General features: G+C 37.5%; 7 protein-coding genes. 5 read left to right on the top strand and 2 right to left on the bottom strand.

Annotated features, from left to right (window positions below):
- The first annotated feature begins 111 nt into the window (after window positions 1–111).
- The 5 genes from RHTP_RS01470 to RHTP_RS01450 all read left to right on the top strand — a co-directional run bounded on the left by RHTP_RS01470 (window position 112) and on the right by RHTP_RS01450 (window position 8,309).
- Window positions 112–2,898 carry a protein kinase domain-containing protein gene (locus tag RHTP_RS01470; protein WP_138106324.1) on the top strand — a complete coding sequence of 929 codons (2,787 nt, stop codon included), beginning with the start codon at window positions 112–114 and terminating at the stop codon, window positions 2,896–2,898.
- Window positions 2,876–3,412 (top strand): NUDIX hydrolase, encoded by a 537-nt coding sequence (locus tag RHTP_RS01465; protein ID WP_138106323.1) that lies wholly within the window; start codon window positions 2,876–2,878, stop codon window positions 3,410–3,412. Before RHTP_RS01470 ends, RHTP_RS01465 begins: the two co-directional genes overlap by 23 nt.
- Before the next feature lie 76 nt (window positions 3,413–3,488).
- A complete protein-coding gene (locus RHTP_RS01460) occupies window positions 3,489–4,427 on the top strand; it encodes an Rpn family recombination-promoting nuclease/putative transposase (RefSeq protein WP_138106321.1) in 939 nt (312 codons plus the stop codon).
- A gap of 37 nt (window positions 4,428–4,464) precedes the next feature.
- The gene (locus RHTP_RS01455; RefSeq protein ID WP_138106319.1) at window positions 4,465–5,400 is read left to right on the top strand and encodes an Rpn family recombination-promoting nuclease/putative transposase; all 936 of its coding nucleotides are present in this window, start codon (window positions 4,465–4,467) and stop codon (window positions 5,398–5,400) included.
- 86 nt (window positions 5,401–5,486) lie between these two features.
- Window positions 5,487–8,309, top strand: a complete 2,823-nt coding sequence (locus RHTP_RS01450) for a valine--tRNA ligase (RefSeq protein WP_138106317.1) — start codon at window positions 5,487–5,489, stop codon at window positions 8,307–8,309.
- A gap of 16 nt (window positions 8,310–8,325) precedes the next feature.
- On the opposite strand, the gene RHTP_RS01445 is transcribed toward RHTP_RS01450, so the two are convergent.
- A complete protein-coding gene (locus RHTP_RS01445; RefSeq protein WP_138106315.1) occupies window positions 8,326–11,394 on the bottom strand; it encodes an autotransporter outer membrane beta-barrel domain-containing protein in 3,069 nt (1,022 codons plus the stop codon).
- A 109-nt stretch (window positions 11,395–11,503) separates the two neighbouring features.
- Complete coding sequence (locus RHTP_RS01440) at window positions 11,504–13,030, bottom strand: autotransporter outer membrane beta-barrel domain-containing protein (RefSeq protein ID WP_138106313.1); 1,527 nt, start codon at window positions 13,028–13,030, stop codon at window positions 11,504–11,506.
- Between the last annotated feature and the right edge of the window lie 213 nt (window positions 13,031–13,243).

The following is a 13,243-nucleotide window of genomic DNA, read 5'->3' as shown; positions in this document are numbered from 1 at the left end:
TTTTTTCTTGCAAAAATCTACCTAAAACTCTACCAAAGACAACACTTGAAGATGATAAAGATAAAAATATTGAAAAATCATGTTAGCATTTAGCGGATTTAAGTTGAACTCATGAACTTAAGATTTGATCATTCTAGTTCCTACCAGATCCTACGAAGTTTGGGTAAAGGAGGTATGGGAGAGGTTTTTTTAGCTCAAGAAGGGGTGTCTGGTCGGCTGGTTGCTCTGAAGAGAATGCGAGCAGAGTTAAAAGACAGCGCAGTTTTAAGAGAGCGTTTTTTAAGAGAAGCTCGGATAACAGCTACCTTGACCCACCCTTCAATTATTCCCGTATTTAATATCTATGCTGATCAGGCAATCCCTTATTTTACGATGCCTTACGTGGAAGGAGAAACACTTAAAAAAATCTTAAAAACTGCTTTTGAAGAGGAGAAAATATCTGAGCCCAAACACCCTATTGGAAGCTCAATTATGGCCCTTACTCGTATTTTTCTTTCTGTATGTGAAGCCATTGCTTATACGCATTCTAAAGGAATTCTACATAGAGATCTAAAACCCGATAATATTATCATTGGAAAATATGGAGAAGTGCTCATTTTAGATTGGGGTCTAGCTGATTTCATAGGCCAAGAAGAAGCCTCCTTTTCTGAGCTGATGGGAAATTATCAGAACCTTACAAGGCCAGGAAAAGTACCCGGGACACTTAACTACCTTGCACCAGAGCGTGCAAAAGGAGAACAGTCCACTCCTTTAAGCGATATTTATTCTCTAGGCGTAATTTTATATCAAATACTCACCCTTCGCTTGCCCTTTTATCGAACTTCTTTACGTAGTTTTCGTAAAACCATGCATTTAGAAAAATGGATTAACCCCACAGAGATCGCTCCCTATAGAGATATTTCTGTGCATCTAGTTGATATTGCAAAACGCTGTCTACAACCAACTGCATCTGATCGGTTTGAAAGCGTTGATGATATGATTATTGAGCTTAAAAAATTTATAGAAGGTAAACCTGAATGGATTTTAACAACTGAGCTAGATATTAATCGTAAGCAAGATTGGGTATTTCAAGAAAATATTTTACTCACTAAACATCTAGCTATTACAAGATCACCAGAGATTATGGAATGGCTCCAAGTAATGATTTCGAATGATTCTTTTACAGGAAACATTCGGATTGAAACAGAGGTTTATATCCAATCTCACTCAGAAGGAATGGGGTTATTATTTGTTTCTTCTGAGATAAATAAACAAGGAACTTTTCGAGAAGGGTATTGTATATGGCTTAGTAAATATCCTATGAGCTGTAGGCTCTTCTATGGTAGCGCTGAAGTTATGACTGTAAATGATTTAGATATTCCAGAAAATACCGCATTGAGCATACAGATCGATAAAATGGATAATCATTTATATGTCTACTTAAACCACATGCTGATCTGCCATTATATAAGCTTGATTCCTTTGCCTGCAGCGCAGCTTGCTTTAGTATCGTGCGATGATTGTTTTACCATTTCTAACATTCGGGTCAGCTTAGGAAGTCAAAATGCCATGATTAATTGCCTTGCAATTCCCGATGCTTTTTTAGCTAATAAAAATTACAGCAAAGCACTGTTGGAGTATCGAAGAATAGGCAATTCTTTTTCTGGGCGTATGGAAGGAAGAGAGGCTTTATTTCGCGCAGGAATTACTCTAATCAAATACGCTGCTGTACAAAAAAAATCCAGCGAAAGAGAGAGATTGTATTTATTTGCTTTAGATGAGTTTAGTAAATTACGCCACACCCCAGGAGCTCCTTTAGAATACTTAGGCAAATCACTTGTTTATGAGGAAACCCAAGAGATTGAGGAAGAAATTAAATGTTTAGAAATTTGCATCCGTAAATACTCAAAGCATCCTTTATTTAAAATGATTGTTGAACAAATCATGATGCGCCTACATCAAACCTCTTCCTGTAAGCGTATATCTGCTTACCATTTTGCTCTTTTAGCGCTGCGCCATCTTCCTGAATTATTTATCATCCCAGAAAATAAGCGCTTGATTACCTTACTTAATCAGTATCTTGAACCTATTCCCTTTTTTATTCATTTAGACAATCAAGATGAAATGACAAGATATTTAGATCTTAGCTGTCAGTTAGCATTTTGGTTAGCAAAGCCGATTACTCTAATTGAAATTTTAGAAAATACACCGCCTCTACTTGTTACAACTAATGCGTTCTTTGGCTTGTTAGCAATGGGGTTTGATCAGTGGGTAGGAGAAAATTTACATCTCTGCTCTGATCCGGTAGAAGCAGAGAAAATCCAAATTGCTTGTTTAGGACACAAAAAAGGATTTCCCTTAGCTATTCAAACCTATCTCACTCAATTCCCTCGAGCTAAAAATACCTCAAGAGCACTTTACTACTTACTTGATCAAACGATATTAAAAAATAAAATAGATCCTCTGCACTCAGAAGAGCTCTTTGAGTTATTTTTGCAGAACCAACAAGTAGCTCCTCTTGGATTAGAACTGCTATTGCTCCAAAATCAATGGAACGCAGCGGAAAAACTCATTGCTTACTATGATTTAGAAGATTTACAAGATGATTCTTCTATTTTTTACCCACTGATAGGTTGTTGGTTATGCTATAAACAATCAGAAGCTAAAGCCACTTCTTATCTTAAAAGAGCAATAGATGCTCCGATTCCAACTAGTCAATTATTACTTAGTTATTTTCTACAGGGAAAAATAACTCATAAAGCTTGGAATCAATTGGCTTTAACTTGGGAAAAAATTTCTTTATTCCGTCAATTGCGTTTATTTTTTCATTGTGCTGGAAATCAGAAAAAAGCCAAACTCTATTCTAACCGCATTCATAAAGAAATACGCTCTATTCATGTCAAATACCACTATCCCTAGAGTAGAAAAAAGTCAGTTTGCTTATCATGGCTTTTTTGATGTACATGTTGACTACTTAAGATGGCCAACAGGTTTTCAAAATACTTATACACGCCTTGACCTTTGCTCATCTGCAGCAGTTGTTTTGGCTCAGACCGCAGACGGACGCTTGATCATCAATTTAGAATATAGACACCCCACTGGGAAATGGTTGCTTAGTTGTCCAGGAGGAAGAATCGACCAAAATGAAACCCCATTAGAAGCTGCTAAAAGAGAGCTGCTCGAAGAAACAGGTTATGGAGGAGGAACTTGGCAATCACTTCCTTCTATTTATCCCCTTCCAGCTATAACAGATCAGCAGATATTTTATTTTTTAGCCCAAGATGTAACCCCTTTATCTGTTGCTAAAGCAGAGGAATCGGAGCTCATTAAAACTCTATTAAAAACAAAACAAGAGCTATACCAAGAAATTCAAAATAAAACCCCGGTAGATGGCATCTTATGCACCGCGTTATTTTTATGGCAGCTTTTATAGTTTATGGAGCGGATTAGTTACAAAAAAAGCCCTCTAATCATATAATAAATAGAAATAGTCTTAAAAGAAGATCAAAATGGTAATTTTCAAATATTTAGATCCAAAAAACGATATAGCCTTTAAGAAAATATTCGGTACAGAAAAAAACAAAGACATTCTGCTTCATTTCTTAAATGATATCCTCGGCTTTTCTGGAGATCAAAGCATTGTAGATATCGAGTTCTTATCTCCCATTCTCGCTCCTAAAATTGCTGTCAAAAAACAGAGCATTGTTGATGTTTTATGCAAAGACAAGCTGGGAGTAAAATACATCATTGAAATGCAAGTGACAAAAACCAGAGGCTTTGAAAAGCGCGCTCAATATTACGCATCTCAAGTGTACGGCAATCAAGTGAATATTGGAGATAAGTATCATGAGCTTAAGGAAATCATCTTCATAGCTATTGCTGATTGCATTATTTTTCCTAACAAAGCTCATTATAAATCAGACCACGTCATACTCGATAAAGCAACACATGAGCATGATTTAAAAGACTTCTACTTTACCTTTATCGAACTGCCTAAATTTACCAAAAGCAAAGAAGAACTATCCTCCATAGAAGAAAAGTGGTGTTACTTTTTCAAACACGCTCACGAAACCACTGAAGAAGAATTACAGGAAATGATTGGCAACGATGCCATTATCCAAAAAGCCTATACCGCGCTCGACCAGCATTATTGGACAGAGAATGAGCTTGCTACTTATGAAGAGTTAAAGCGTATTCATATGGATAATAAGGCTGCTAGGGCACAGGAAATTTATGAAGCTGAAGTCAATGTTAAAAATGCTAAAGCTGAAGGTAAGATTGAAGGCGAAGCTATAGGCATTGAAAAAGGTAAAATTGAAGTAGCAAAGCAGTTATTACAGAATGGAGTTGGAATTGATGTGATTGCTCGATCTACTGGTTTATCTAAAGAGCAAATAGAAGGTTTGCAAAAACATACCTTAGAAGAGCCCTCAGTAGTCAATTTCTAATCAGGTTTTAAATCAAGAAATAGATTGAGGATAAAGTATGGTAATTTTCAAATATTTAGATCCAAAAAACGATATAGCCTTTAAGAAAATATTCGGTACAGAAAAAAACAAAGACATTCTGCTTCATTTCTTAAATGATATCCTTGGATTTTCTGGAGATCAAAGCATTGTAGATATCGAGTTCTTATCTCCCATTCTCGCTCCTAAAATTGCTGTCAAAAAACAGAGCATTGTTGATGTTTTATGCAAAGACAAGCTGGGAGTAAAATACATCATTGAAATGCAAGTAACAAAAACCAGAGGCTTTGAAAAGCGCGCTCAATATTACGCATCTCAAGTGTATGGCAATCAAGTGAATATTGGAGATAAGTATCATGAGCTTAAGGAAATCATCTTCATAGCTATTGCTGATTGCATTATTTTTCCTAACAAAGCTCATTATAAATCAGATCATGTCATACTCGATAAAGCAACACATGAGCATGATTTAAAAGACTTCTACTTTACCTTTATCGAACTGCCTAAATTTACCAAAAGCAAAGAGGAACTATCCTCCATAGAAGAAAAGTGGTGTTACTTTTTCAAACACGCTCACGAAACCACTGAAGAAGAATTACAGGAGATTATAGGCAACGATGCCATTATCCAAAAAGCTTATACCGCGCTCGACCAGCATTATTGGACAGAGAATGAGCTTGCTACTTATGAAGAGTTAAAGCGTATTTACATGGATAATAAGGCTGCTAGGGCACAGGAAATTTATGAAGCTGAAGTCAATGTTAAAAATGCTAAAGCTGAGGGTAAAGCTGAAGGTAAGATTGAAGGCGAAGCTATAGGCATTGAAAAAGGTAAAATTGAAGTAGCAAAGCAGTTATTACAGAATGGAGTTGGAATGGATGTGATTGCTCGATCTACTGGTTTATCTAAAGAACAAATAGAGAGCTTGAAAGACAAGAAATTATTTGTAGCTTAAAAAACCATTTGTCTTAATAGGGAATGCATTGAAATTTTCTCTCCTTGCATGCTAATCTGGTTTGTTTATGTAAAACCTCTATATCTATGACATTATCTAAAAGTTACGAACCTCAAGAGATCGAAAAGAAGTGGTATCTCTTTTGGGAAGAAAAACAATTTTTTAAAGCAGATCCAACCTCTTTAAAACCCGCTTTTTGTATTTGTATGCCCCCACCTAATGTAACCGGTGTGCTGCATATGGGCCATGCTCTTGTGAACACTCTACAGGATGTTTTGATTCGCTGGAAGAGAATGTCGGGTTATGAAACATTATGGGTTCCAGGAACCGATCATGCAGGAATTGCCACGCAAACCGTCGTAGAGCGTCATCTACTAGCAACAGAAGGGAAGAGGCGTAAAGATTTTACAAGAGAAGAATTTTTTCAAGAGATCTGGAAATGGAAAGAAAAAAGTGAAAGTCAAATTTTAAATCAATTAAAGAAGCTAGGTTGCTCCTGTGATTGGTCTCGCCTTTGTTTTACTATGGATAAAGAGCGTAATTTAGCTGTTTGCACCTTGTTTAAAAAAATGTTTGATGATGGTTTGATTTACCGTGGAGATTATCTGGTTAATTGGGATCCTATTTCACAAACAGCTTTAGCTGATGATGAAGTAGAATATGAAGAAAAAAGCTCTTTTCTCTGGTATATTAACTACTGCTTTGAAGAGGCCCCTGAACAATTTATAACAGTTGCAACAACCCGTCCTGAAACAATGCTTGGCGATACAGCTCTTGCAGTATCGATTCGCGATGAGCGTTATAAACACCTAATTGGTAAAAGAGTTATTGTTCCTTTTGTAAAAAGAAGCATTCCCATTATAGCAGATCATCTTGTCGATCCCTCTTTTGGAACAGGTGTTGTTAAAGTAACTCCTGCACACGATTTGAATGATTATCAGATGGGACAAACACATGAGCTTGATAGTATCAATATTATGACCCCTGATGGTCGGATTAACGAACAGGGTAAAGAATTCTCAGGCTTAACCATGCAAGAGGCGCGTGTAGCTATTGTAGATGCCCTACAAAAAAGAAATCTTATCAGTAGGATTGAACCTCATAATCACCGCATAGGAATTTCTTATCGCTCAAAGGCCATTATTGAGCCCTATCTTTCCAAACAGTGGTTTGTCCGCGTTAGCCAGTTTAAAGATCGCTTGCGCCAAGTAGTAGAAGATAAAAAAGTACACTTGATTCCACCTCATTGGGAAAATACTTATTTTCATTGGATTGATCATTTAAGAGATTGGTGTATCTCTCGTCAACTCTGGTGGGGTCATCAGATCCCCATTTGGTACAATAAAAACAATCCTGATCAGATTCTTGTGTTCGATGGGTTTAACCTACCACTCGAAGTGCAAAAAGATCCTGATCAGTGGTATCAAGATGAAGATGTACTCGACACCTGGTTTTCTTCAGCAATTTGGCCCTTTAGCACGCTTGGTTGGCCTCATCAGACACAAGAATTAAAGAAGTTCTATCCTAACTCCACTCTCATTACAGGCCATGATATTTTATTTTTCTGGGTAGCACGAATGATCCTAATGGGAGAATACGTTTTAAATCAGCCTCCTTTTCCTGAGGTTTTTTTGCATGGTCTTATCTATGGGAAATCTTATTGGCGCCATCAAGAAAACAGCTCTATTGCTTATTTAACGCATGCAGAAAGACTCCCCTATGAACTAGGACAAACACCTCCTTCAGAGATTCATTCCAAATGGGAAAAGATGTCTAAATCCAAAGGAAACATCATCGATCCTTTAGAAGTTATCGATTTCTACGGAACAGATGCCATGCGTATGAGTCTTTGTGCAAGCGCTACACAAGCGCGTCAAATTGATTTAGATCGCCGTAGATTTGAAGAATTTAAAAACTTTGTGAATAAAATTTGGAACGGCGCTCGTTTTGTTTTTATGAATATCGAGGATTTAAGCGCAGATCATTTTGCTACAGGACTTGATCTGTCTATCCTTGCTCTAGAAGATCATTGGATTTTTTCTTTGCTAAACCGCACAATTCAAAGTGTAAATGGCTATTTAAAAGAATATGCTTTTGATAAAGCGCTTTCTACAGCTTATGATTTTTTCTGGAACCAATTCTGTGCTTATTATGTAGAATTAGCTAAACCTACCCTAGCAAACCCTGCAAGCCCCAGTAGGGAAAATAAACAAAAAATTCTCTCTTTGGTTTTATTTAGCTCGATTCGTCTACTGCACCCTATAGCCCCTTTTGTAACAGAAGAGCTCTTTGATAAAATCAAGCAAAAATTGGATTCTCAAATAGAAAATAAAACAGATCCTTATACTCAAGAGGCGCTAATATCGCTTAAGAGACCTGCTTGTATCGTATCAAATTACCCACAAGCTGTTCTAGAAGATATCCGATTTGACGTGGAAGAAACATTTACCTTCTTAGATCAAGTAACGCATGCTATCCGCACCATTCGAGCAGAAATGCAAATGCCTCCAAATATGGCTATTGATCTATTTATTCAAGCGCCGTCTCATGATGAACAAAGAATGGCTCTAGAAAAAAACTGTGATTTCTTAAAAGCACTTACCCGCATCCAATCGATTACCTTTACAGAAGATGTTCAAATCCTCCCCTTTAGCGCCCAAACGCTTGTTGGCTCCCTAAAGCTGCAGATCCCCTTACCACAAGAATTGAAAATTCGAGAGAAAATCCGTTTAGTTAAAGAAAAGGAAAAGCTCATCCAACAACAAAATAAACTTCGCACTCAACTTGCTAATACACATTTTCTAGAAAAGGCACCCTCTTCTCTTGTAAGTACATTAAAAGACAACCTTTTCCAAGCAGAAAAAAAACTTGAAGAAACTATAGAAAAATTAGATCAGCTAGAGGATTAAATCATATTTAATGATCTTAAAATCTCCAATCTAGCGCTACATCTACTTCATTCACTTTTGAGCCATTCCCAAATCTACCCTCATAGCCTAAAGACATACTAAAACCACCTTGAGAAGAAAAAAGAAGTTGTCCACTGACAAGAACCTGATCTACTACTTCACTAAAACTGGTCACTGAAAAATTTGGCTCACAAAACGTGTCTTTTCGAAAACTAGCGGTGTAATGTCTGCCTGTTAAAGGGGTTGTTCTCAGCCAACCTACGTTGACACTAGGAGCTAAGCACATATTACAGAAAGCCCATTCTTTAACGAATTTCAGATTAATTAACGAGCGTAAAAAAGAAGCATATTTTCTTTTTACGCTTAAGTCTATCGAACCAGCTCCACTCTCGTGAAAGCTTTCTTGAAAGATATTCAACTGATCAATTAAGAACTCTGGTTGTACAAAGAAGTTATAGAAGGGCTCTAACTTAAAGCCTGCTAATATAACTTCAGAAAGGTCCCAAGTGCTGGGATGGCTATGTGCCTTGCGATCAATACCTGGAAATACGACTCTTCGATCTACATCATAAAAATTACCTGTTCCTAGAACAAGGAAGTCAAAATAAAAACTTCCACAATTATATTTTATGTAGGGACCTAAATAGCCTGAATTGGCTTTAGCTTTTCCCGCTTGGTTTTTCCAATGTAAATGAGAGTAGGAATAACCCAGGCCAAATCCGAGTGTCCAATCATTGCTAAACAGATGATCTATTCCAGCTGCTACTCCATAGGTGTGGTTGGTAAATCCAATGGCTTCTTGACCTAGCTGCAGACGATTTTTCTGCGAATAGACAAGCCCTAGTGGGTTGATCCAAAGGTTGGTGGATTCGCAGAAATTATAGCAACAAGTTGCCTGATTTGTTTCTAAAAAGGTGTTTGCCACACTAAAGTTGTTTTCCAATTCGTTTAAGGCAAGCGCTCCAAATTGAGAGGGGGTTAATCTATTTAAAGCTTGTGCATACTGATCTGCAGGAAGAATAAGTAGGGCTTCTGCAACTGCATCAAGATCAAGGTTAGCAAAGTCAAAAGAAGAACAGAATAGGTAATCCACTATAGATCCTGCATTACCATTTGGTCTAGCGGGTAAAATCAAAGAAGAAGCAAGAATAAAGATTTGCGCTTGCGTAGGAAAATAGTTGATGGTGTAATTTAGTGGTTGATCGCTAAAAGTGCTGAGAAACTGTCCTGTAACAGATCCTGCATTAAGAAAGGTATAGGTTGTTCCTTCTAGATAGACACCAGGCCCAGGGCTAACATGTAAAGCGCCATTTAATGAGGCTGTTCCTGTAACATCAAGCAGATCGCTTGCTCCTGCTTCATTGATTTCTATTAAAAGCTCTCCTCCAACAAACCCGGTATAATTTCCATTTATGGTTAACGTGCCAATGGAGTTACCAGGTCGCACACTACCAACATCATTGAACACATCGCCAACTATAGTGCCCGTACCACCAAGTATGCTATTGCCAACTAAAGTAACTGTACCTCCTAGTATACCATTAACTATAACAGCTCCTTCAAGGATATTAACAGTGCCTGCAGAAAAGCCTGAAGAATCATTGGTAAAAATCACTGTCCCAGTTCCTTGCTTAGTCAAACCCCCGGATCCTGAAATAACTCCAGCGTATGTTCCTGTGGTTGCTTGGTCGAATACTACAGAGGCATTATTTGAGATGTTTCCTTGTAAACTCGTGGTATTTCCTTGTAAAGTCCCTCCGCTAACCACAGTTCCTAATATTCCAGAATAGGTATTAGCTCCTGTTAAAATAAGTGTTCCGCTATTGTTTTTAATGAGACCTCCATTTCCTGACACAACTCCAGAATAAGTTCCTGTTGTTGCCTGATCAAATATGACTATAGCATTATTTAGGATGTTTCCTTGTAAACTCGTCGTATTTCCTTGTAATACACCTCCACTAACGGTTGTTCCCCCAGAATAGGTATTAGCTCCTGTTAGAATAAGCGATCCATTATTATTTTGCTTGGTTAGGCTCCCTGTTCCTGACATAACTCCAGCATATGTTCCTGTAGTTGCTTGATCGAATACTACAGAGGCATTATTTAGAATATTTCCTTGTAAACTGGTAGTATCCCCTTGCAGAACTCCCCCACTAACAGTAGTGCCTCCAGTATACGTATTAGTGCCTGTTACAATTAGTGTTCCGCTATTTTGTTTAGTAATACTTCCTGATCCTGAAATATTTCCAGCATAGGCTCCTGTAGTTGCTTGGTCGAATACTACAGAGGCATTATTTAGGATATTTCCTTGTAAACTCGTGGTATTTCCTTGTAATACACCTCCGCCAACCGTTGTTCCTCCTAGATACGTATTAGGTCCTGTTAAAGTTAGCGTTCCTGACCCCTGCTTTGTGAAAGACCCTGATCCACTAATAAATCCTGGATAGGTTGTAGAGATTGTGGTATTTACAATCAGCTCTTTTGCCCCTAAAATGATTTGTCCATTACCTGATCCACTTAAAGAGCTAATCGTCTGAGAAGCAGGTGTAATAGCGCTGATATTAAGTATTGATCCAGTATTAATTATAAGTGCTTGATTAGGTAAACTACCTGTTCCAGAAAGATTTATTGTTACCCCTCCGCTAGCTATAGTCCCTCCAGTATAGGTATTTATTCCATTTAAGATTAATGTCCCATTGCTTGAATTTTGAAGCGCTCCATTTCCATCTAGCACTCCTGATAGAGTTAAAGTAGAAGAAGAAGAAGCTTGAATAGAAACATTGAAGTCTTGCGCTCCGAATATGCGATAGGGCCCAGCAGTTCCATCAATTACTAGAGAATCTGTTACTGATGTAATAAATGTGGCATTCTCTCCAATTAAAGGTAAGTCACTAAGAAGGGTAATGGTGCCAAGCCCTGCAAAAAAAGTAATTGTATTTGTCGGGTCTAATGCAGCATTAATCTCATTAATTGCTGCTCTAAGACTATCCGTTCCACTATCTGCATTATTCGTAACATCAACATTGATTCCCCATAAAGGGGTCAAGCTTAGAGCACTAAAAATTAAAAATCTGATTACTCTCATTTTTATATATCCTCAAAACATAGATTACTTTTTTTAAAATAAAAAAAATAATCTATTAACGCTAGTTCAATTTAGGGATTTATCTTATAAGATATGTTTTGATCCTAAATTAAAATCTCCAATTCATTGATACATCTACTTCATTCACCTTAGAACCATTTCCAAACTTACCCTCATAACCTAAAGACATACTAAAACCAGCTTGAGAAGAGAGAAGAATTTGTGCGCCTATAAGAGCCTGGTCTATTACTTGGTTAAAGCTAGTCACGGAAAAATTAGGAGAGCAAAAAGTTTCCTCACGAAAACTAGCAGTGTAATGTCTACCTGTTAAAGGTGTTGTTCTCAGCCAACCTACATTGACACTAGGAGCTAAGCACATATTACAAAAAGCCCACTCTTTAACAAATTTCAGATTGATTAAGGAGCGTAAAAAAGAAACATATTTTCTTTTTACGCTTAAGTCTATGGAAGCAGCTCCACTCTCGTGAAAGCTTTCTTGAAAAATATTCAACTGATCAATTAAGAGCTCTGGTTGTACAAAGAAGCGATAGAAGGGCTCTAGTCTAAAGCCTGCTAATACAACCTCAGAAAGATCCCAAGTGGTGGGATGGCTATGTGCCTTGCGTTCAATGCCTGGAAATACAATTTTTCGATCTACATCATAAAAATTACCTGTTCCTAGAACAAGAAAGTCAAAATAAAAACTTCCACAATCATATTTTATGTAGGGACCTAAATAGCCTGAATCTGCTCTAGCTTTTCCAGCTTGGTTTTTCCAATGTAAGTGAGAGTAGGAATAACCCAGGCCAAATCCGAGTGTCCAATCATTGCTAAACAGATGATCTATCCCAGCTGCTACTCCATAGGTGTGGTTGGTAAATCCAATGGCTTCTTGACCTAGCTGCAGACGATTTTTCTGCGAATAGACAAGCCCTAGTGGGCTGATCCAAAGGTTGGTAGCTTCTGAGAAATTATAGCAACAAGTTACCTGATTTGTTTCTAAAAATGTGTTTGCTATACTAAAGTTGTTTTCTAATTCATTTAAGGCAAGTGCTCCAAATTGAGAGGGGGTTAATCTATTTAAAGCCTGTACATACTGGCTTGTTGAAAGATCTAATAAAGCTCCTGTAACTACAACAAGATCAGTATTAGTAAAATCAAAAGAAGAACAGAATAGATAATCTGCTACAGCTCCTGCGTTGCCATTTGGCCTAGCAGGTAAAATAAAAAAAGAAGAAAGAATCAAGATTTGCGCTTGCGTAGGAAAATAATTGATAGTGTAATTAAGAGCTCTAGTACTAAAGGTGCTACTAAATTGTCCTGCAACAGAACCTGCGTTAAGAAAGGTATAGCTTGTTCCTTCTAAATACACCCCAGGATCTGGACTTACTTGCAGGACTCCATTTAATGTGGCAGCCCCTGAAACTTGAAGTAAGCTACTAGCTCTAAGATCATCGATTTCTATGTTTAACACACCAAAAGGCCCCTGAGTATAATTTCCATTTACGGTTAGAGTTCCGATCGAGCTACCAGGCTTAACTGTACCATTATTCATTACACTATCTACAACTCCTGTCCCAGCTAGCATTGCATTAACAGATACCTCTAATTCTCCTCCTAACTTTCCTTTCATCATAAGAGTGCCTTCATCAATAGTAACTGTACCTGAAAAACAGGAACAATCATTTAGAAACGTTAGCAACCTCAGTTTTGGGTTTTCTAGCTGGTAACTAGCCCTAAACTTTCCTTATCAGACATTCTAATACGAGGTTTTTTAGGTTGCCTCATATAAGCTGCAATTCCACAAAGAGTATTAACCAAAAAGTTACTCACTGATCTATGCCTTGTG

It is taken from the genome of Candidatus Rhabdochlamydia sp. T3358 (assembly GCF_901000775.1).
Lineage (GTDB): Bacteria > Chlamydiota > Chlamydiia > Chlamydiales > Rhabdochlamydiaceae > Rhabdochlamydia.
Note: the sequence above shows the minus strand (reverse complement) of the source record. Positions and strands in the feature narration are given on the sequence as shown.

Bases quoted from the DNA above. Each gene is read 5' to 3' on its own strand.
- RHTP_RS01470 (WP_138106324.1), top strand. From the start codon at position 112: ATGAACTTAAGATTTGATCATTCTAGTTCCTACCAGATCCTACGAAGT.
- RHTP_RS01465 (WP_138106323.1), top strand. From the start codon at position 2,876: ATGTCAAATACCACTATCCCTAGAGTAGAAAAAAGTCAGTTTGCTTAT.
- RHTP_RS01460 (WP_138106321.1), top strand. From the start codon at position 3,489: ATGGTAATTTTCAAATATTTAGATCCAAAAAACGATATAGCCTTTAAG.
- RHTP_RS01455 (WP_138106319.1), top strand. From the start codon at position 4,465: ATGGTAATTTTCAAATATTTAGATCCAAAAAACGATATAGCCTTTAAG.
- RHTP_RS01450 (WP_138106317.1), top strand. From the start codon at position 5,487: ATGACATTATCTAAAAGTTACGAACCTCAAGAGATCGAAAAGAAGTGG.
- RHTP_RS01445 (WP_138106315.1), bottom strand. From the start codon at position 11,394: ATGAGAGTAATCAGATTTTTAATTTTTAGTGCTCTAAGCTTGACCCCT.
- RHTP_RS01440 (WP_138106313.1), bottom strand. From the start codon at position 13,030: ATGATGAAAGGAAAGTTAGGAGGAGAATTAGAGGTATCTGTTAATGCA.